The sequence below is a fragment of the Paraburkholderia aspalathi genome, assembly GCF_900116445.1.
Lineage (GTDB): Bacteria > Pseudomonadota > Gammaproteobacteria > Burkholderiales > Burkholderiaceae > Paraburkholderia > Paraburkholderia aspalathi.
Window position 1 is genome coordinate 153,665 of record NZ_FPBH01000015.1, and the last position, 20,966, is coordinate 174,630.

Genomic DNA, 20,966 nt, shown 5'->3' on the forward strand with positions numbered 1-20,966 from the left:
TTGCAGAAGTAGCTGGAATTTGTGTGCGGCACTACGTTCGACACGATAAACGCAGCAGCCAGTGCTGCTCGTGGCGGGTGCTGTTGCGGACTCAGGTGCTTTTCGTGAAGTTGTGCTTGATCGCCCGCGGGGACTCACGTCGACAGGCCTTCTGCAAGGGCTATGGGTACTTTTTTGCAGAAGCATGCGCGGCGTCAACACAGGCAAATGCGATTGAAGGAGTAAGACGTGAATACCGGCGAGAAGTCCCTGCGTGTTCTGGTCGATAAATGGCTTGCGCCGACACCGGCGATGCCGGCTCGCATTAGCCGATTCAGTCGCACGCGCATGAATCGGAGACGCTATGTCTGCGTCGAGGTATCCCGGCCGACCGGCTCGTTTGCCATTTTTTTCTTCTGGCACGATGACGGCTCATGGTGTGTGTTCCCGCCTGCGGTCGAACGTCCGACGATGCATGCTTACCAGCGCGCAGCTTGATCGGGCTACGCATTGGACGGTGGAGCACCGAACAGACTATATGTAACGGGAGTATTGCAATGGACATCTTGGAAATCGCGAAGAACTCTGGCATGCAGGTGATTCTCAATGGCAGAATCGGTCGCGAGGAGTATCAGAGCGTGTATGGGTCCATTCAGGCGCTAAAACGGTTTGCCGAGGCGCTGAGCGCCTCGGCGGCTGGCGCAACTCAAGATGCAAGTTCGGGAATTGAGGTGAGCAAGCCATTGTTGGATTGCTCGGTCTGAACTGCATTGCGTAAACGTTTGACCGCGCCATCAGAACTGGAACGGGTTATTGCAAGGACCAGAGGCGTTATTTCGCGGTGGGCTATTCAGGTGTGATCGGGACGGAGCATGGAGGTATCGGGTAGTTCTCGAACCAAACTTTTGACGAGATGGCTGACGCTATCTGCGAAGGCGTCGACGCTGACGTTAAGCTGCTTGAATTTCCAGCGTTTCACATACCAGTCTTGAATCACCGCTTGGCAATGCGCGGCCGCCATTTCCGCACAAATACAGTCTTGTACGCCGGACGCAATAATTAGCCGCGAGAGATCACGTTGAAAGGCTAGTTCGGAATCCCTGACCACCTTCTTCTGCGTCTGAGGGAGACTTCGCGACTCCATGAATACGAAGTAAAACCACGGTTGCAGTAGTTCCGACATGAAGATATGGCCGCGAAGCATCGCGTCAAGCCGATCGCTAGCGGAGGGTAGAGAGTTGAACCACTTTGGGATCTCGGATCCAACATGCCGTATCACATCTTCAATCATGGCTGCGAGGTCGTCCTTACTGGCGATGTATCCATACAGCCCTCCCATCGACAGTCCGGTGTCCTTGCAAAGGTCGCGAAGTGACATGCCGGCAAAGCCTACTCTGTTCGCGAGCTTGAACGTTGCGTCAAAGATTTTCCGTAGATTCTCGTGCGCGGCATCCGTCCGCTTGACCGTGATCCGTTTCCCATGGCGTTCGATGATGAATTCGAGCAGGTTTGATGCGTTGACTGGTGCGACCTGTTTGAATTGAGCAAAGCTGAATCGCGGCGGTAGTGTCAGGTCCATACGAGCGTCGTGGCGCAAAAGAAAGAATCAATGGAAATCATGAAAACACTGGCGTCGTCGCAACGCCCGTTGTCCGCGCATCTCAAGCCGATCGAACGCTTGCCGCAGGATGAATACCTCTTGCGTGGGACGTCGAACATGTTAATCGGTCGTGCGGAACCCTGCTAGGGGTTGGCCAGCCACAGGTCGACTCGCGATCAGTGTAATCCCGAGTCGCTGTCGGACTTGACAGCATTGCTGTCAAGCCGAATAATTCAAAAAAAGAGCGAGCGCTCGCTCTGTTTATGTGACGAAGAATCAGGAGCCGGTCATGCAATCTCTTGTTGACGAGCGCGAAATTGCGTTCTTGCTATATGAGTTCCTTAATACAGAGGGGCTGCTGGAGCGTCCGCGTTATGCTGATCATTCGCGGCACGTGTTCGACTCCACGCTCGAAGCGGCGCGCCAGATTGCGTTGGATTTCTTCGCGCCTCACAACGCGCTGGGAGATCAACGCGAACCGAAATTCGAGGCAGGGCGGGCCTCTGTTATCCCTGAGACGGCGAGTGCCTGGCGACAGTTCGCGGAGGCGGGATTTCTCCGTGCTCACTGGGAGGAGGCGGAAGGAGGGCTGCAGTTGCCGGAGGTCGTACTACGCGCGGCACTGGCTATGTTTTTTGCTGCGAACGTGGCAACGTCCGGATATCCGTTTCTTACCATCGGAGCGGCCAACTTGCTGCGAAGCTTTGGTACCGATCAGCAAAAGCGCCGCTTTCTCGAGGGGCTCGGCAACGGAAGGTTTTCGGGAACCATGAGCTTGACGGAACCAGCACAAGGCTCCGCGCTCGGCGACATCAAAACCGTCGCTGTTCCTCAGAACGACGGCACATACCGGCTATTTGGTCAGAAGATGTTCATCTCCGGCGGAGACCAGAACTTCACCGAAAACATCGTGCATATGGTCCTTGCGCGGATCGAGGGCGCGCCGGCTGGCGCTAGTGGGGTCTCCCTGTTCATTGTGCCAAAGCGACTGGTAAACGACGACGGCAGCCTTGGTGAACACAATGACGTCGCGCTTGCGGGTCTTCTGCACAAAATGGGATGGCGCAACACCACATCAACGGTCCTGTCCTTCGGAGAACAAGACGGTGCGGTTGGCTTTTTGCTTGGTCAGGCGAATCGCGGCTTGGCGCATATGTTCCAAATGATGAACGAGGCGCGTATTGGCGTTGGACTCATTGCTTCGTGTCTGGCGTATCGCGGCTTCGCCGAGTCACTAAGCTACGTCCGGGAGAGGCCGCAAGGGCGCATGCCATCCCAGAAGGACCCGCTTTTGCCACAAGTTCGGCTGATCGAGCATGCCGATGTTCGTCGCCTGTTACTCGCCCAGAAAGCATTTGCCGAGGGCGGTCTGGCGATGTGCCTTTTTGCGAGTGCATTGTTCGAAGACCAGCACACTCATCCGGAGTCCGACGAACGCGCACGGGCGTCACTACTTCTCGATCTGTTGACGCCGGTGGTGAAATCATGGCCGGCGAAATATGGCTGTGCGTCCAATGATATGGCTATCCAGCTGCTCGGAGGAGCGGGTTATACCCGGGAATATCCTGTCGAACAGCTCTATCGAGACCAGCGCCTCAACCCAATCCACGAAGGCGCGGAAGCGATTCACGGTCTGGACCTTCTTGGACGGAAGGTTTCCGTGAGAAACAGGGAAGCTTTGTATCTTTTCCAGCAGACGGTTGGTACAGATATCCGACGTCTGGAAGGTGATTCCGAACTGGCCAGCCTCGCGCATGCACTGAAGACAGCGTTGAACGGCTTGGTGGCAGTCACGGAGACCCTCCTTGCACTTGCGATCGACGAACCGGACCTGGCGCTTGCCAATAGCACGGTCTATCTCGACGCGTTCGGGCGTGTAACCGCTGCGTGGATGTGGTTGCGACAGGCTGAGGCTGCCCAGCGGGCGAAGGATCGGCCGGCTACAGAGTTTGATGCAGCTTACTACTCCGGGAAAATTCATACTGCCAAATACTTCTTCGAGTGGGAGCTTCCCGTTGTGACGCAGCAGTTTGCTCTACTTGCGACTTCAAGTCGGCTTCCGTTCGACATGAAAGAGGAGTGGTTCCAGTGAGTTCGCTTATTCGCACCGAACGGCGTGGCAATGTCGCGCTCATAGTTATGAGCAACGAACCTCTTAACGTACTCTCTGCGCAAATGAGGATGGAGTTGCTCGAAGCGTTTGCGGGTGCGCGGAATGACAGCGAGATAAAGGGCATTTTGATAGCGGGTCAAGGTCGCTGTTTTTGTGCGGGTGCCGACATCTCGGAATTTTTGCAACCCGACGACCAACTGTTCTCCGCCGACTGCGATCCACGCGCCATTGCCACGTTGCTGGAAGAAGCCGACGTTCCGGTGCTTGCTGCCATACATGGAAGTGCGTTGGGCGGGGGCCTCGAACTGGCACTTGCGTGCCATCATCGCGTGGCAACGGCCGGTGCCGAGCTTGGACTTCCTGAGATCAGTCTGGGGGTATTGCCCGGAAACGGCGGGACACAACGGCTGCCGCGTCTCGTCGGCCTCGAGCAGGCGTACCAGATGCTCGTGTCTGGTCGGTCAGTCGATGCGGACCGCGCTCACCAGATTGGCCTCGTGGACGCGGTCATTGACGGCGACTTGATCGAGGGTGCTCTTGAATATCTCGAGACGCGAATCGCTTGCGACGAGCCGATTCGCAAGACGCGAGAACGCCAGATTGCGGGGATCGAAGACGCGGCGAGCTTGTTTGCGCGTGCGCGCAAGGAGGTTGCAACACTGCGAGCGAAGGCCACGGCCGCGGCAGCGATCATTGGTTGTCTGGAGAGCGCGCTTGAGCGTCCGTTCGAGGACGGTATTGACTTCGAGCGTCAGCAGTTTGTCGCGTGTAACGCCACGTTGGAGGCCAAGGCTCTGCAGCATGGCTTCTTTGCACGCCGACAGGCAACAAAGATCCCTCAGATCGCGCCAGGTACGGTTTCCCGCAAAGTCGCTTCCGTGGGCGTTGTTGGCGGCGGCACAATGGGACGTGGTATCGCCATGGCCTTTATGAATGCAGGGTTCCCCGTCTTGTTGGTCGAGGCGAACGCCGACCGGGGGCATCTTGCCATCGAAACGATCCGGGATCAGTACCGCCACGCTGCAGCGAGCGGACGCATGACGTCCGATGAGGCGACGTCACGGGCTGCGTTACTCACGGTAGTGCACGCCCTCGATGCGATTCGCGACTGTGATCTCGTGATCGAGGCGGTATTCGAAGACCTGGCTGTCAAGAAAGATCTGTGCGAGGCGCTTGGCAAGGTTTGCAAGCCGGACGCAATTATTGCAACAAACACCTCTACGCTGAATGTTGATGCGCTCGCACGGGCGAGCGGAAGGCCATCTGACTTCGTCGGCTTGCATTTTTTCAGCCCGGCGAATGTCATGCGGCTGCTTGAGATCGTTCGAGGTGAGCATACCGCCGACGACGTACTTGCTACAGCCGTTAGCATTGCCCGCAAGCTCAGGAAAGATCCGGTGGTCTGCGGAGTCTGCTACGGCTTCATTGGCAACCGGATGCTGGAGCCTTATCTGCGAGAGGTCGAGTTTCTATTGCTCGAAGGCGCCACGCCGCGCCAGATTGACTCCGCACTTGAGGCATTCGGAATGGCCATGGGACCGTGTCGCATGATGGATCTGGCCGGTGTCGATGTTGTGGCCAAAGTCGTCATCGAACGCGACAAGGAGGGCCATCTGCCGGCCGACTCGCGTTACCGAATTGTCTCCCGTGCGATGTTTGATGCGGGACGTCACGGTCAGAAAGCGTCAAAGGGCTTCTATGCTTATGAGGGCCGCCGCGCGTTGGATGATGAAGACGCCATCCGCATTATCCAGAAGCTCGCTGCTGAGCATGCCTTGCATGCACGATCCGATATCAGCGCAAATGAGATCGTGGAACGCTGCATTGTGCCGCTCATCAACGAGGGCTTCAAGATTGTCGAAGAGGGCATTGCATATCGACAGTCGGATGTCGACGTCGTCTGGCTAGCTGGATATGGTTTTCCTGCAGAACTGGGAGGGCCGATGTTTTACGCCGGGTCCGTCGGTGCGGATCGTCTCAGGGAGCGTATCGACTACTACGGAAAGGCGTCAGGAGATGCGCATGGCTATTGGGTGCCTGCCGTGTCGCTCGCAGCGTCGAAAGAGGCGCTGCCTGCCAGTAATCCTATTGGAGTGAACTGATGAGAGATGCGGTCATTGTGTCGACAGCGCGTACGCCAATAGGTCGTGCGTTCAAGGGCAGTCTAAGTGCCATTAGGTCCCCAACCCTGCTCGGGCATGCGATCAGGCATGCCGTGCTACGTGCAAATGTAGCGCCGCAGGAGATCGATGATGTTGTGATCGGTACGGTATTGTCCACAGGTACGGCTGGCATGAATCTCGCTCGAAATGCTGCGCTTGCGGCTGGGCTCGGCTACGGTGCAAGCGGTCAGACGGTGGATCGGCAGTGTGCGTCTGGTTTGATGGCCATCGCCACTGCAGCGAAGCAAATTATCGTCGACAAGATGGACGTTGTTGTGGCCGGGGGGCAGGAAAACATCTCCGCGGAACAGCATGAATACTTCGCAGCGATTTCGCGCGCTGCGGACCCGAACGTTATTTCGATGGCGCCCCATGCGTACATGCCGATGCTTCTTACCGCCGAGCATGTCGCAACGAAATACCATATCAGCAGTGAATCACAAGACATCTATGCCGTCGAGTCTCAGCACCGAACAGCGCTGGCCCAGGAAGAACGCAGATTCGATGCTGAGATCGCACCCATAACCGTAAAGCGGATTGCGACCGATGCGCAGGCACCAGATGAGCCTCGCGAAACCGTTCTCGAGTTCTCGCGAGACGAGGGAAATCGGCCTGGTACAAACCTAGCGTCGCTTTGTCAAATTAAGTCCGTTGTGGAGGGCGGCTCCATCACCGCAGGTAATTCCAGCCAGCTTTCGGACGGGGCGTCCGCATGCGTATTGATGTCAGACTCAGTTGCGGCCAGCAGAAATCTGAAGCCTCTTGGCATTTATCGGGGGATCGCGGTGGCGGGCTGCGCCCCAGAGGAAATGGGCCTTGGCCCAGTGCTGGCAGTGCCCAAACTGCTGCGGCAAAGTGGTCTGTCGGTCGACGACATCGGTCTTTGGGAACTGAATGAAGCGTTCGCTTGCCAAGCCTTGTACTGCCGCGACACATTGCGGATCGATCCGCAGAAATTCAACGTCAACGGCGCCGGAGTGGCCATTGGACATCCCTACGGAATGACGGGATCGCGCCTGGTCGGACATGCGTTGATCGAAGGTCGGAGGCGCGGTGTTCGCTACGTCGTCGTGACCATGTGCGTCGGTGGCGGGATGGGGGCGGCCGGACTCTTTGAGGTGATATCGTGAACGATATTCAATTGTTGTTTAGCCTGGCAGAGAAGACCGCTTTTATCAGCGGCGCCTCCGGCGGTATCGGACTTCACATCGCCCGTGTGTTGGCTCAGGCTGGCGCAGCGGTGGTGCTGGCGGCGCGGCGTGTCGACAAGGTGCAAGCCGAAGTCGCAAGTCTTCGCGGGGATGGGTATCGCGCGTGCGGCGTAGCTCTAGACGTCACATCGCCGCAATCCATCACTCAGGCATGGCAGAGCGCGCAGGAGGAGATCGGTGCACCGATCGACATCTTGATCAATAACGCTGGCGTTCTGTATGCAGAGCGGTTTTTGTCCCAGAAGCTCGAGGATATCGAGAGAGTCTTCGACACAAATCTAAAAGGAGCATTCTTGCTGGCACAGAGAGCAGCCCAGAGTATGGTCGAGCGTGGTAGCGGCTCGATCATCAATATCGCGTCGACCTCTGGCCTGCGTGCGGCCGGTCATCTGTCGAGCTACGGTGCTTCAAAGGCGGCTCTTATCCAGCTTACACAAACGATGGCTCTGGAACTTGCGCGCAAGGGTGTACGGGTGAATGCACTCTGCCCGGGAAACTTTAGGACGGAAATGCATCTTTCCTTTCAGGAAAATGGACTGGAGGAGAATATCCTGCAACGTATCCCAATGCGCAAGATTGGTGAAGTGGACCAATTGGACGGCGCAACGCTCCTCTTGGCTTCGGACGCGGGCAGCTATATGACCGGTGCTGTCGTCGTTGTTGATGGAGGTCAGACTCTGAGTTGGATGTGAGCGTTAAAGACGATGTCTGCCGCTGGACCGACACAGAGTCGTCTCCGGAAGACTAACTACCGCAGCTCACAAGTAGATTGGTGTTCGAAAAGCAGCGCGGTCAGGCTGGCAAGCTTGCCGTTCCTGGGTAGCGTCGAAGCCACCAAAAAATCAAATTACTGCGCCGACTATCGTTCAGGGTCATGGGTGATCACCGTTGGCCGGGAGACTTGCAATGTCCACATCTCAATCGATCGACCCGATCACGTCAGCGTATGCCTACCCGTTACTGGTAAAGCAACTGTTGCGCTCGTCACTTGCCAGTTGCCCCGACCAGCAAATCGTTTATCGCGATCTTGTACGCTACACGTACAGCCAGTTCGACGAACGGATTTCGCGGCTGGCGAATGCGCTCGACCGCTTAGGCGTGGCGATGGGTGATACGGTAGCGGTGATGGATTGGGACAGCCACCGCTACCTCGAAATGTACTTTGCGGTTCCCATGATGGGCGCTGTGATGATGACCGTCAATGTTCGTCTTTCGCCGGACCAGGTTGCCTACACGATTCAACATTCCGGTGCGTCGGTGGTGATTGTCCACCGCGATTTTCTTCCCGTCCTGAACAAGATTCGGGATCGGTTGGATACGGTCAAGCAATTCATCTTGCTGCAGGATAGCCCGGAGCCATCGCTGCCGGATAGCTTTTCCCTGGAGTACGAAGCTTTGCTCGAGGCAAGCGGGACATCCTTCGAATTCCCGGATTTCGACGAGAACTCACGCGCCACGACCTTTTATACGACAGGAACAACAGGTCTGCCCAAAGGCGTTTTTTTTAGTCATCGACAACTGGTTTTGCACACACTTTCGGTTGCCATGGCTTTTACAAGCGCAGCCCAGCAGGGGCGCATCCATCGGGACGACGTCTATATGCCGATGACGCCGATGTTTCACGTTCACGCGTGGGGCGTTCCTTATGTCGCAACGCTGCTCGGGATGAAGCAAGTCTATCCCGGCAGGTACAGTCCCGAAATATTCATCGATCTGATCGAACGCGAGGGGGTCACATTTTCACACGGTGTTCCGACGCTTCTCGATATGGTCTTGGGACATCCTCGCGCGCGTGCGACAAACTTTTCGCGCTGGAAAGTCATCATCGGCGGTGCAGCCTTACCCAAAGCGCTTGCCGAGGCCGCGCTTTCACGCGGGATTGACGTCTTTGCGGGATACGGCATGTCAGAAACCTGCCCCTTCCTCACGCTGTCTCAGGTCAAAAGCGCATCACTCGGCGCTGGACCACAGGAGCTTGAACTACGGACAAGGACCGGGTTACCAATTCCTCTCGTTGAGCTTCGCGTCGTTGACGAAGGGATGCAAGAGGTTGCCCACGATGGAATCGCGATGGGGGAAGTCGTTGTTCGTGCTCCATGGTTGACGCAGGGCTATCTGCACGAACCGTCAGCGTCGGAAGAACTATGGTCGGGCGGCTATTTGCATACCAAGGATATCGGGGTACTTTATCCTGATGGATACCTGAGAATCAAAGACCGCTTAAAGGACGTGATCAAATCCGGTGGGGAATGGGTGTCGTCACTAATGATCGAAGATCTGATTTGTCGACACCCGTCCGTACGGGAGGCAGCGGTCGTTGGAGTGAAAGATTCGTTATGGGGCGAACGTCCACTCGCGCTCGTCGTGTTGCAAGAAGGCCTGTCGGCGGATGAATCGCTGATCAAGTCGCATCTTCTATCGTACGTCGAGAATGGAACGCTGTCGAAGATGGGTATTCCGGATCGCGTTCTGTTTGTTGACTCGATTGAACGGACAAGCGTCGGGAAGATCAACAAGAAGCTGCTGAGGCAGAAATATGACGGATGATCGGCGAGGGGCGATTTACGCACCTCGAACGCGTGCGAATATGCGGAGGGACGGCCGGCGGAACTTGCAACACTTCGTGTCCACATTGTCGATGGGTGAGCTCATTTGTCGAACCATGCAACGGTCAGTTTTTTACCACGTGCGGAGCGGATACCCGGCGCTCTCTTAGTGGCTCCAGTGTGAACGCCTCGACGTCCTTCAGTGCGTCGGCCCGCCGCCCGTTATCTACGGCTCAATCGAGAGAGCGTCGCCGAGGGTACTCCTGTATTTCTGCCTACATACCGCGCATTTCGGCGATGGTGATCAGCGATTTCGTTTGAACCACGCCCTTGGCGGTTTGCGTCACTATGGTCTCCGTGTTTCTTTACAGCTCCGCGCGCGCATTTGCAGTTGCAGGCAGAAATAACAGGTGGAGGAGGGCCAAATAACCGCACGTTCGAGGCCAGCAATTCGGTTGGCCGGCAACCGCAGAAATTTGGCCACCACGAACCTGTGCATACAAATGGCGAGCATTCAACATCTGCGAAGGGACCCATAGCTACGGCACGACAGGATGCTCATGCGCAGCGATATCAGCTTCAAGACAACCGATGGCCTGACATTGAAGGGTTGGCTTTATCTCACGGGTGATGCAACCGCTCACCACCGTGCCGTTGTCATGGCGCATGGTTTTACGGCAGTCGCGAGTACGAATCCGCGTACGCCATCGACCGCATCAGCCCTACGCCACTTCAAATCATCGCTGCGCGGAAAGACGCCGTCACCGTTTCGGACTTTGCGCTCAAGTCCTACGAGCGGGCGTTGCAACCCCAGCACCTGGTGCCACTCGACTGCGGGCATTTCGGCCCCTACCTGAGCGAGTTTGAGACCTCCAGCACCGCGGTCGTCGAATGGTTCAAGCGCCGCCTCTGATCAAGCCTACTGCCTTTGAAGGAAACACCTATGTCCGCTGCAAAATGGCCAGAAACCCATAGCCAGTCCAAAGCCCTGTACGACCGCGCCAGCAAGGTCATGCCGGGAGGTATTACCCGCATCTTGCCATGGCAAGAGCCTTTCCCCGTCTACGCCGGGAGCGGCTCTGGCGCTTATGTCACGGACGTCGACGGAACGCGTCGGCTGGACCTGCTGAACAACTTCGCCTCGCTCATCCATGGCCATGCTCACCCGGCGATCGTCGCGGCTATTCAGGAGCAGGTCACCAAGGGCACTGCGTTTACCCTGCCGACCGAGCCAGAGGTGGCGTTGGCCGAGACCATTTGTGCACGCACCGAAGGCTTCGAGTGGATCCGATTCTCCAACTCCGGCTCCGAAGCGGTGATGTGTGCGATCAAGGCTGCGCGCGCGATTACTGGCCGCTCCAAAATCGTCAAAGCCGAAGGCGTCTATCACGGCTCCTACGATTATGCAGAAGTCAGCTTGGACTCTTCACCAGAAAACTGGGGTGATGACCCCAAGTCTGTCGGGTATTCGAACGGTACGCCCGAAGGCGTCAAGAACGACGTCGTGGTGATCCCGTTCAACAACGTCGAAGCGGCAGAGCGGATCATCCTGGCGAACCGCGATTCCATTGCAGCGATCCTTATCGATCCAGCGCCGAGTTACTTCGGTTTCGTCCCGGTGTCGCAAGCCTTTATTGAAATGATCCGTCGTGTATCAACTGAAATCGGCGCCGTGTTTATTCTCGATGAGGTCATCACGTTCCGCGTACACAGCGGCGGCGCGCAGACGCGTTTCAATATCAAGCCCGATCTTACCGTACTTGCAAAAATCATCGGCGGTGGCTTTCCTGTGGGGGCCGTGGCAGGTTCACGTAAGTTCATGCAAGTGTTCGATCACCGTGAGGGCAAACCGCTACTACCATGGAGCGGTACCTTCACAGCTAACCCGATTACCATGACTGCAGGCAGGATCGCACTGGACTTGTACACCCAGGCGGAGTCCGATCGCATGGACTTGCTGGGGGACCGTTTGCGCGCCGGCGTGACCCAGGCATTTGCCAATGCCGGCTTCCCGGGGCAGGTCACCGGCTTTTCGTCGATGTTCATGGTGTTTGGTCATCAGCGCGAGATTCACGACTACCGATCCGGTTATTCGAGCAAGGAGGAGATGAAGCGGGTGACCAAGCTGCAACGAAATCTGGTGCTTGAGGGTTACCATATCGCGAAGACGGGCAAGGCATTCTTGTCGACTGTCATGACTGAGGCCGATGTTGATGGTTTTATTGCCGCGACTGAGCGAGCGGCGAAGCAGGCGATGATCGAGGTCTGACCAGCTACGAGCACGAGGTCATAAAAAACTGCGCGGTGTCTAAGAGGACAGCCGCGCAGCAACAGATATCCATTGTGCGCTTGGTGGCAATTGAATGACTGATTTGTTTTCGAAAATCCCCGTCCAGCCCTTGGCGGAGAAAATGCGGCCCCGGTCAGTTGACGAGGTGGTTGGGCAGCGGCACCTCCTAGGTCAAGGAAAACCACTTAGGCGGGCCTTCGACGCAAAAAAATTGCATTCATTCATTTTGTGGGGCCCCCCGGGCGTGGGAAAAACCACGTTGGGGCGTCTTGCCGCGAATGTTGCCAACAGCGAGTTTGTGAGCATTTCGGCCGTTTTGGCCGGTGTGAAAGAAGTCAGGGCCGCGATTGATGTCGCTCAAAATGCACTTGACGTTCAAGGTAAATCAACGGTTTTGTTTGTTGACGAAATACACAGATTCAATAGGGCGCAGCAGGATGCACTGTTGCCACATATCGAAAGCGGTTTATTTATTTTTGTCGGCAGCACGACTGAAAATCCATCTTTCGAAGTAAATAGCGCGCTTCTCTCTAGGGCTCAGGTTTATGTTTTGCAGCCACTGAATGAAGCCGATTTTCGCCAGCTTTATCTCCGGGCGCTCCCGCATCTAAATGCTATCTCATCTGGATGAAAATGCGATGTCGGTATTGGTGGGGTTCGCCGACGGCGACGCGCGTAGGTTTTTGAACTTAATCGAGCAAGTGTCTACCGCTGCGTCTGGCGCTGGCGTTAGCGTGGTGACGGCCGATTTTGTGCTGTCAGCAAGCAGTCCCTCGCTACGTAAATTTGATAAGGGTGGTGACGAGTTTTACGACCAAATTTCGGCCCTGCATAAGTCCATTCGCGGCTCGCAACCAAATGCCGCGCTATATTGGCTCGCGCGAATGCTAGATGGCGGTGCGGATGCTCGTTACGTTGCGCGTCGGTTGATTCGGATGGCCAGTGAGGAAGTCGGAAATGCCGACCCCCGAGCTCTCCAAGTGGCCATTAACGCTGCGGAGGCGTACGAACGTCTAGGTTCGCCTGAGGGAGACCTGGCCTTGGCTCAGGCTGCTACATATATCGCGATGGCGGCAAAGTCGAACGCGGTCTACGTTGCATGGAATGAGATCCGGGCCTTTGTTCAAGCCGACGGTTCCCGGCGGGTGCCAATGCACCTTCGGAATGCGCCGACCAAACTGATGTCTGAGCTTGGATATCACAAGGGTTACAGGTATGCGCATGACGAACCGGATGCTTATGCCGCGGGCGAACGGTATTTTCCCGACGAGATGCCAGAACCTCAATGGTACAAACCAGTCCCGCGCGGACTTGAGATAAAGATTGCTGAAAAACTTCGATGGTTACAGTCGCTTGACGATGGCGCTCGTTCGAAGGATTCGAAAAATTAAAATTTGTCCCGCGGTTGTAGGCGAGAACCACGCATCGGATGTCACCATGCATAGTACACATGCAGACAGTGATGCCCTGTTCTCAGGACTGAGTGGCGCTTTTGATCGAGATATCTATAGATTGGATATAATCTCGACTGCTCTGGTAAATTTTGAAGCGAGCGACAGCAAGTTAAAAATTTGCCGATGAATTTACGAGGTATGTCATGGACGTTCTTGATTTCGTCCCAAGCGTTTCGTCAGACGGAAGCAAAATTACCTTCCGATTGTCCGAACGGATCGGCTCCGAAGAGTGCGCAATCACACGCAAGGCACTTGAAGCGCATTTCTGGCTCTCGCCGGGTGCCGATGCAAGTCGCATGCTGAAGACGTTCGCCGACGGTCGAAATCGGATTGCCGCAATCGCGGAAAGGAAGATGCGGGCTCGGCCGGACCAGCCCGTGCAACTTACAAGTGATGACTTCATCACAAAGCGTTAGGTGGCCTCGGCTCAATCCAGGCACAGTTCAGATCTCCGGAGTCTTCCGGCATTACGTTCGATTGCCATCAATCGAGTAAAAGACACGAATGTGCATGTCGATGCCATTCTTAAATGTCGTAGCGATGGCTAGATAGATGTCGGGTTTTGACTCTGTCGCCCTGACCGCGATCTGCCCGTCCGGATACTCACAGACGTCAATATAGCGGTGAACCAGTTTTTGGTTCCCCGGTGTGTCCGCGAGCAGGTAGATCATGCGGCCGTACTGCACGGTCAGCGACTTCGTCACGCGCCGCGGCTCGCGCCAGGTCAGGATCGCGTCAAAATCCTCATCATCACGGCAGCTGGTGTACATCGAACGCGCTCTTCGGCGGTTTCGCAAAGCGCACATTGTAGGAGGCGATAGAGGCGGGCGCGTACGCATTCGCGGCGTCAATCGTGCTGATGCCGCGCAGCCGCAGCTCCTTCCCCCCCGGTCCTGCAGCGTCAGGTGTGCGCGCCCCACGCAGCCCTTGGCCGAACTGCTGTTCGCGCACCACGTGTCGATGTTCAGCTCGTACATCGTGAGGTCACTTGCTGCTGCCGCAAAATCCTGACAAAGTTCAGCACCGTTGGCGACTTTTCGCGCTGCCGATGGATTAACGCGATACCGGTCAAGAGCGGCTTGCCCCGCAGTTCGTGATACGAGACGCCTTCGACCTGGATCTGCCGGATCGATGCAGGCACCACCGCAACCCCGAATCCAGCTGCCACGAGGTTCGCCGCCGATGAGATCTGCGGCGACTCCATACTGATGGTTGGCGCGAAGCCGGCTTCGCGGCAGGCGCTGATGATCGAGTCGTAGAGATCAGGGCCGATTGGCCGCGGAAAGAGGATGAACGAATCGTGCGCAAGGTCTGCCAGATCGACACGCCGTCGCCGGTTCAGGCGATGGCTTGCCGGCAGCACCGCCAACATGTCTTCGTCGACCAGCGGCTCGACGATCAGATCCCGGCAGTTCAACGGCATGCGCACCAGAGCGGCATCGAGCTGCCGCTCGGCGACTTTGTCGAGCAGCAGCGAGCTGTTGCTTTCCTCGCAACTGATCGACACGCGCTCATACGCATGCCGATACCGTTGCATTGTCGTCGCGACCGTCGGATGAAACACGGTCGAACCCGCGAAGCCAAGCGAAAGCCGCCCCGTCTCTCCGCGTCCTGCGTTTTGTACTTCGACGAGCGCTTGCTGCGCATCCTCGACGATGCGTAGCGCGCGCTCGCGAAAGAGCCGTCCCGCTTCGGTCAATTCGACGCGGCGCGGATGCCGGATAAACAATGGAGTGCCGATTTCCCGCTCGAGCTTCAGGATCTGCTGGCTCAAAGGCGGTTGTGCGATGCCGAGCTGTGTCGCGGCATCCGTGAAATGCAGGCGCTCTGCGACGGCGAGGAAGTAGCGTAACTGACGAAATTCCATATCTTTTTCGTCTCCAAAATGTGACTTTGAGATATTGGACTAATGACCGGCCTGATTTTAACCTTTGCGTCAACCTGATGCGCTCAAAGGCCGCACCCGAAACGGCTGGGCGAAGTTGATGCGCGTCATGCTCAACGTTTCGTGAGGAGAATTCGATGTCAGCAGCGCGTGCACCCCTAGCCATCCTTCCGGCCGACGCGGCCCACACGTTGATTGCCGATCTGGGCAACATCGTGGGCAAGAAGCACACCCTGACGGATGACCGCGCGACCCGCCGCTACCGCTCGGGCTTTCGTTTTGGTGCAGGCAAGGCGCTCGCGGTGGTCCGTCCCGGCACGATCGTCGAGCAATGGAAGGTGCTGCAGGCGTGCATTGCGGCGAACGTGATTGTCATCACGCAGGCGTCGAACACGGGCCTCACGGGCGGCTCGACACCTGACGGCAACGACTATGATCGCGACATCGTGATCGTCAGCACGAGCCGCATGAAGAAGGTGTACGTGATCAACGATGGCAAGCAGGTCGTCTGCCTTCCGGGTGCCACACTCGACCAGCTTGAAAAAATGCTGAAGCCGCTTGGCCGCGAGCCGCATTCGGTGATCGGATCGAGCTGCATCGGCGCGTCGGTGTTTGGCGGCGTGTGTAATAACTCGGGCGGTGCGCTGGTGCAGCGCGGCCCGGCGTACACGGAAATGGCGGCATTCGCACGGGTCGATGCGACAGGCCGACTGAGCCTCGTGAACCATCTGGGAATCGAGCTGGGCGAAACGCCGGACGACATCCTTGGCAGGCTTGAGGGTGGCGAGTTTTCGGATTCCGATGTCCGGCATGACGCGGGCGCCGGCTCGGACCACGGCTACGCGACTCATGTTCGTGAGATCGACGCCGATACACCGGCGCGTTTCAACGCCGATCCACAGCGCCTCCATGAAGCGTCTGGCTCGGCCGGCAAGCTGATGGTGTTCGCGGTGAGGCTCGACACGTTTCCGATTGAGCGGAACGCAAAAGTGTTCTATATCGGCACGAACCGACCAGACGAGCTCACTGAGATCCGCCGTCATGCGCTGCGCGACTTCAAACACCTGCCGATCTCGGGCGAATACCTGCATCGCGACGCCTTCGACGTCGCTGAGGAGTACGGTAAGGACAGCTTCCTCGCGATCAACTATCTCGGCACGTCCCGGCTGCCCGAGCTGTTCGGACTGAAAAGCCGTTTCGATGCGTTGTTCGATCGCCTCGAGTTTTTCCCTTCGCATTTCACCGACCGCGTCATGCAGGCCGCGAGCCGGCTGTTCCCAAGCCATTTGCCGCCGCGAATGAAACAGTATCGTGACAAGTACGAGCATCATCTGATATTGAAGGTGACGGCCGAGAGTGTCGAAGAAACGCGCGCCTTCCTCTCGAGCTACTTTGAAAACGCCGCCGGCGGCTATTTCGAATGCACCGACGAAGAAGGCAGGAAAGCGTTCCTGCATCGCTTTGCCGCCGCCGGTGCCGCAGTCCGCTATCGCGCCGTGCACAGCCGGGAAGTGGAGAACATCGTCGCGCTCGACGTTGCGCTGCGCCGCAACGATCGCGACTGGATCGAGACGCTACCGCCTGACATCGAAGAGACGATCTCCATCAAGTTGTATTACGGCCACTTCTTGTGCCACGTGTTCCACCAGGATTACATTATCAAAAACGGTAACGACTGCCTCGAAGTTGAACACAAGATGTGGACGCTGCTGGACCGCCGCGGAGCCGAATATCCGGCGGAACACAACGTCGGTCACCTGTACCACGCGAAACCCCAGCTCGCCGCCTTCTATCAGCAGCTCGATCCTTGCAACTGCTTCAACCCGGGAATTGGACAGACTTCGAAGTTCGCAAGGTACCGAGAAGCGACGGCCTAGCTGCTGTCTATTGCAGACAGGTAGAGTTCGCAGTCGCTATTTCTGTTGTCTGAGTTGCCGCGACGAGAACCACAGAGTGTTGCTATGGCGCATGGCGTCGTGCCGTGCACAAGGGCCCGTTCTGGCCGGTTAAGGGACGCCTCTCGTTCGACTTTTTCTCTGCGGCAGTCGTTCGCAGCAACGTCTGTTGCCCGATAAGATGGGTTTGGCTTCTGCCACCGACTAGCGCGATGGCAGTTTGATCTCGCATAACCACTTTTGCTGGCTGTGGGCCAGGGATTAACTGCGACACGGTTGTCAGATGTTTACTTTCGGTACCGGTAATAGCTCACCGCTGCAGGTTGTTTACAAGTCAAAATATCGCAATGGGCATCGCTTTGCCCGCTTCGCGTTGCATCCGGCCAGCCGACGTTGCCTGCAACCGGTCGAGGCCACCGAACTCGTCCAGCGTTCGTTCGACGCGTGAAGGCGTGACGCTCGCCAGCTTTCTCTGCAGTGCCGCAACCGGAATGGGATAGACCACCAGGCATGGGCCCTTCGGCCGCACGTAAAGCACAGGCAGCTCAGTGCCGAACCGGGATGCGTGCGCAAACAGGTCATCCAGTGGCAGCAGGACGGCACCACACTCAAGGGCAAAAAACGGCACCAGCGTCGTGTGCAAGGGTGTGTTGCGGAAGGCGCGTGTCTCGCAGTGCCAGTGCCGCCTGTCAAAGCGCCTGCCGAATGGACTGACATCATGGCGCGACGCATCCACGACCAGCATGTGGCGGCTGGTGGTCGCATTGCAAAGGCCCGGCGGCGGGGCATCGACCGTTGCGATGAAACCGGTGTGGGGGCGGTGCGCGAACAGCTTGCTGACGGGTGTGATGAAGGGCAACGGCTCGCATACTTCAATGCGTCGACCGGTCGCCGGCCCGGTCCAGGCAAACGGGTGACCGGGCGGCGCGGACCGCTCACCGTATGCCGTGGCCAGCCGAAGCGCGCGAACGGTGCGCCGCGCCGGTTCCTGCAGGGGCTGGTGCCTTTCCCGGTGCAGCACATGCTCAAAATCTTCCCGCGTGGGCCGACCGCATTCGCAGTCGTCGAGCGAACACGATATTTCCTCTTCGGCATCCAGGTGAACGCCGACGTGATGGCTACAGGCCTGTGCCCGCAGCCGCCGGAGAAAACGCAGGCCCTCGAGGAGCTCGCCCGACTGGTCATTTGCCCTCACCGCGTCGATGAGCGCGGGTTCGCGCTGTTCCAGTATCCAGACCAGCACTTCGGCTTCAATAGCGGACACCCCTTTGTCCTGCGTCGTGTCCAGTTCGCGAAGTAACTGGATCGCGTGGTGCAGCGCGTCGTCGACGTGCGGGCAGGAGCAGGTTTGCGCATGGGGTCTCCAGGACGTCGCAATGTGAAAGGATGGTCCTTTCTATAGCGATGGCTTTTAGACACGCGGCCGGTTTCCAGAGGGACCCTGTTCCCTGCTCCTGCGCGCACCGTCCGGCAGACGCATGAATGCCCCGACGCAGCAGGACAGGCGAGGGCCTCGCTGGCGTCGACGGTGGTAGCACGCCAGCAGGGCTTCGTCATCGCGCGGCGACCTTCTTACCCGGGATGACGCCCGGCCAGCCGCCGCACCACGCTGTCCACGACAGGCACGTCCCGACGTCGCGCGAGGCGTCCCTGCCTGATCCAGAGCATCTGCCGGCGGCGGGGAGGCAGACCGCAGGGACCCATGGATGCGGACGTCCGCTTCCTGTCCGACCTCTTTGTCAAAGTGGCGCTGCTGTCCCACCGCCGCGAGGGGTGCTGCGCCCGAAGGCCGCGCCGACCTGGCGTGCGCGCCGCGCATCGTCGGCGTGCAGATAGGTCGAGGTCGTGGCAATGGATGCATGGCGCAGGTTGTCGCGCACGGCAACCAGTTCGACGCCGTGCTCCAGCGCGTGGGTCGCGTGGGTATGGCGCATCCAGTGGGGACTGGCGCGCCGCAGCCTGGCGGCGAGCGTGGGATCGTTGTCCTCAAGGCGCGTGGCGGCCTGCACAAAAAAACGCTGCAGCACCTGGCGCAGCCGCGTCGCGGTGATGCCGGCCTGTCGGCTTGCGGAGAGATCACCGGCGCGTCCGAGCGTCGGGATTAGCGGGATGTCCGGTCGCCAGCCCCGGCGGCTGACCGGCAACCCGCGCTGCATGAGGAAACGGTCGAGCGCCTCGCGCGCCAGCGGCGGCAGCGCCACCTTGCCGGACTGCGCGCCCTTGCCGGTCACCTGCAACCATGAGTCGTCGCGCGCGTCGGTGCCGATGTCACCGAGCGTCGCGTTCACGAGCTCGTGCGCGCGCAGCCCCGTCGCATAGCTGAAATCGAGCAGGAAGCGCAGGCGTTGGGGTCCAGCCAGACCACCCGGTTGATTCCAGACCGTCGGCGAGGGCGCGCACCGTCCGCCATTCATGACCGGTGAGGCTGCGGGCCGTGTCGAATGGACCGTGACTGCTGGCGCCGCGCACCCGGATGCCGGCAAACGGATTGGCCAGTACATAGCACTGCTCAATGAGCCAGCGGAACAGCGCACGGATGACTGATAGCGCATAGGCCGCCGAGCGGGGCGACAGTCCGTGGGCAAACGGGCGCCATCCGGCGGAGCGGCGGGAGCAGGGCGGCCCGGTCCAGCGTCCGCGCGGCACCGGTCGCCGCAGGAAGCTGCGGTACGCGATCGCATCGTCGGTCGTGAGGGATGACAGCGGCTGCTGCCGTTCGGTGATCGCCCACAGGATCAGCCGCTCGGCCTCCTTGCGGTAGGCGCGCTGCGTATCGGCCGGTTCATGCAGGGCGAGCCACGACTGGACCGCCTCATAGTCGTTGCCGGCATTGAGCAGACACGCTTCACGCGGGGCGCGGAAGCGGCCGCGTGAGCCGTCAAGGTCTTCCGGTAACACGAGCTGCTCCCACGGCACGACGAGGGTGTGCTGCTCATCCTGCACGGGCTGCGTCGCGTCCACCAGTTCTCGCGCGCGGGCAGTGAGCCGCGGGTGGGCAGCAAAGAACGCCTCGACGTGCCGCGCGCCGGTGGCACCGAGCCCGGGGATGGCGAGCCACCAGCGGCGCCGGCGCGGCGCGCGTAGCGTCAGTTCGGCGAACGTGCGGATGCGCTGCGCGTGAAGCGCGCGGACGGCGCGCGGCGCCAGCCACAATGCGAGGTCATCGGTGAGCCGCGGCGCCGGCATGGGCGTGGACCGCAGCAGGTCGATCGCGTGGACAACGGCCGCCGCGCGGCGGGTGCGGTCTGCTGCCGGCTGGTCGAACGGGTGCGCGAGGTCGTCGCGTTGCCGGGCGTGCGCAAACGCGACCAGCGCGCGGCGGATCCGGCTGATCAGCGCGCGCGATGACTGGCCATCGGCGCGGCGGTGCGGGAGATAGTGCGTGACTGCGGCGCGCGCGGTGAGGCCCTCGTACCAGGCGCGCAGGGCCGCGAGCGAGGCGAGGTCGGGGAAGGCGGGGGCCGCAGGGTGGGCGGCGTCAGTGGCGGCGGGCCCGATAGCATCGGACCCGTCAGTCGCGGGCGGGGCACCACGGCCGCGGCGGGCGCGGGACGTGAGTGTTTTCATATAACCAGTTTAGGTCGCGGATGTGTCTATTGCGATAAGGCAGAGGATTTTTAGCGAAGCGGAAGCGGCGCACCGGGATGAACGCAGGCACGGTATGAAATCCGCGTCCGCTTCGCTAAAAATTCTTTGAGCTAAACCGCTCCGCTGGCGTCAGCAGCTATGGGCATTGAATCAGGGTGATGACCGTGATGTTGCAGATGGCGGTGCTGGATGCGTCGTGGAAGACGTGCCGCTGCTGCGTGCGAAGGTAGCGAGGACGCTGGT

The 20,966-nt window shown here is 58.8% G+C and carries 14 protein-coding genes and 3 pseudogenes; 11 read left to right on the forward strand and 6 right to left on the reverse strand.

Features of this window, described 5'->3' with window-relative positions; all coding sequences use genetic code 11:
* Window positions 1-228 precede the first annotated feature (228 nt).
* Window positions 229-477: a hypothetical protein gene (locus BM438_RS47040; RefSeq protein ID WP_093638164.1), complete on the forward strand. Its 249-nt coding sequence runs from the start codon at window positions 229-231 to the stop codon at window positions 475-477.
* Window positions 478-536: 59 nt separating this feature from the next.
* A complete protein-coding gene (locus tag BM438_RS22785; RefSeq protein WP_093638167.1) occupies window positions 537-743 on the forward strand; it encodes a hypothetical protein in 207 nt (68 codons plus the stop codon).
* Window positions 744-829: 86 nt separating this feature from the next.
* Here the strand turns inward: BM438_RS22785 and BM438_RS22790 are convergent, their stop codons facing one another.
* A complete protein-coding gene (locus BM438_RS22790) occupies window positions 830-1,558 on the reverse strand; it encodes a TetR/AcrR family transcriptional regulator (RefSeq protein ID WP_093638170.1) in 729 nt (242 codons plus the stop codon).
* 310 nt (window positions 1,559-1,868) lie between these two features.
* Between BM438_RS22790 and BM438_RS22795 the strand changes: the two genes are divergently transcribed.
* From BM438_RS22795 to BM438_RS22830, 8 genes and pseudogenes are all read left to right on the forward strand, one after another.
* Window positions 1,869-3,671 carry an acyl-CoA dehydrogenase gene (locus BM438_RS22795; RefSeq protein WP_093638173.1) on the forward strand — a complete coding sequence of 601 codons (1,803 nt, stop codon included), beginning with the start codon at window positions 1,869-1,871 and terminating at the stop codon, window positions 3,669-3,671.
* Window positions 3,668-5,794, forward strand: coding sequence for a 3-hydroxyacyl-CoA dehydrogenase NAD-binding domain-containing protein (locus tag BM438_RS22800; protein WP_093638176.1), 2,127 nt, complete (start codon window positions 3,668-3,670; stop codon window positions 5,792-5,794). Before BM438_RS22795 ends, BM438_RS22800 begins: the two co-directional genes overlap by 4 nt.
* Entirely contained in the window at window positions 5,794-6,984 is a 1,191-nt protein-coding gene (locus BM438_RS22805; RefSeq protein ID WP_093638179.1) for an acetyl-CoA C-acyltransferase, read from the forward strand. Before BM438_RS22800 ends, BM438_RS22805 begins: the two co-directional genes overlap by 1 nt.
* Window positions 6,981-7,757, forward strand: a complete 777-nt coding sequence (locus BM438_RS22810) for an SDR family NAD(P)-dependent oxidoreductase (RefSeq protein ID WP_093638182.1) — start codon at window positions 6,981-6,983, stop codon at window positions 7,755-7,757. The genes BM438_RS22805 and BM438_RS22810 overlap by 4 nt, the downstream gene beginning before the upstream one ends.
* 214 nt (window positions 7,758-7,971) lie before the next feature.
* Window positions 7,972-9,612, forward strand: a complete 1,641-nt coding sequence (locus BM438_RS22815) for a fatty acid--CoA ligase (RefSeq protein ID WP_093638185.1) — start codon at window positions 7,972-7,974, stop codon at window positions 9,610-9,612.
* Window positions 9,613-10,554: 942 nt separating this feature from the next.
* Entirely contained in the window at window positions 10,555-11,880 is a 1,326-nt protein-coding gene (locus tag BM438_RS22820) for an aspartate aminotransferase family protein (RefSeq protein WP_093638188.1), read from the forward strand.
* Window positions 11,881-11,974: 94 nt separating this feature from the next.
* Window positions 11,975-13,292: pseudogene (locus BM438_RS22825) on the forward strand (replication-associated recombination protein A).
* A 206-nt stretch (window positions 13,293-13,498) separates the two neighbouring features.
* Window positions 13,499-13,771, forward strand: a complete 273-nt coding sequence (locus tag BM438_RS22830; protein ID WP_093638191.1) for a DUF1488 family protein — start codon at window positions 13,499-13,501, stop codon at window positions 13,769-13,771.
* 51 nt (window positions 13,772-13,822) lie between these two features.
* Here the strand turns inward: BM438_RS22830 and BM438_RS47045 are convergent, their stop codons facing one another.
* The 3 genes and pseudogenes from BM438_RS47045 to BM438_RS22840 form a co-directional block, all read right to left on the reverse strand.
* A complete protein-coding gene (locus BM438_RS47045; protein WP_425270746.1) occupies window positions 13,823-14,125 on the reverse strand; it encodes a hypothetical protein in 303 nt (100 codons plus the stop codon).
* Between the two features lie 12 nt (window positions 14,126-14,137).
* A pseudogene (locus BM438_RS47050) lies at window positions 14,138-14,332 on the reverse strand (ISNCY family transposase); the annotation flags it as partial.
* A complete protein-coding gene (locus BM438_RS22840) occupies window positions 14,320-15,222 on the reverse strand; it encodes a LysR family transcriptional regulator (protein ID WP_093638195.1) in 903 nt (300 codons plus the stop codon). The pseudogene BM438_RS47050 and the gene BM438_RS22840, both read right to left, overlap by 13 nt.
* Before the next feature lie 155 nt (window positions 15,223-15,377).
* Between BM438_RS22840 and dld the strand changes: the two genes are divergently transcribed.
* On the forward strand, window positions 15,378-17,117 hold the full coding sequence (gene dld, locus BM438_RS22845) for a D-lactate dehydrogenase (RefSeq protein WP_093638198.1): 1,740 nt from the start codon (window positions 15,378-15,380) through the stop codon (window positions 17,115-17,117).
* A gap of 352 nt (window positions 17,118-17,469) precedes the next feature.
* Here the strand turns inward: dld and BM438_RS22850 are convergent, their stop codons facing one another.
* Window positions 17,470-18,399 carry a hypothetical protein gene (locus BM438_RS22850; protein ID WP_093638201.1) on the reverse strand — a complete coding sequence of 310 codons (930 nt, stop codon included), beginning with the start codon at window positions 18,397-18,399 and terminating at the stop codon, window positions 17,470-17,472.
* Between the two features lie 475 nt (window positions 18,400-18,874).
* A pseudogene (locus tag BM438_RS22855) lies at window positions 18,875-20,702 on the reverse strand (phage integrase family protein).
* Window positions 20,703-20,966: the final 264 nt, after the last annotated feature.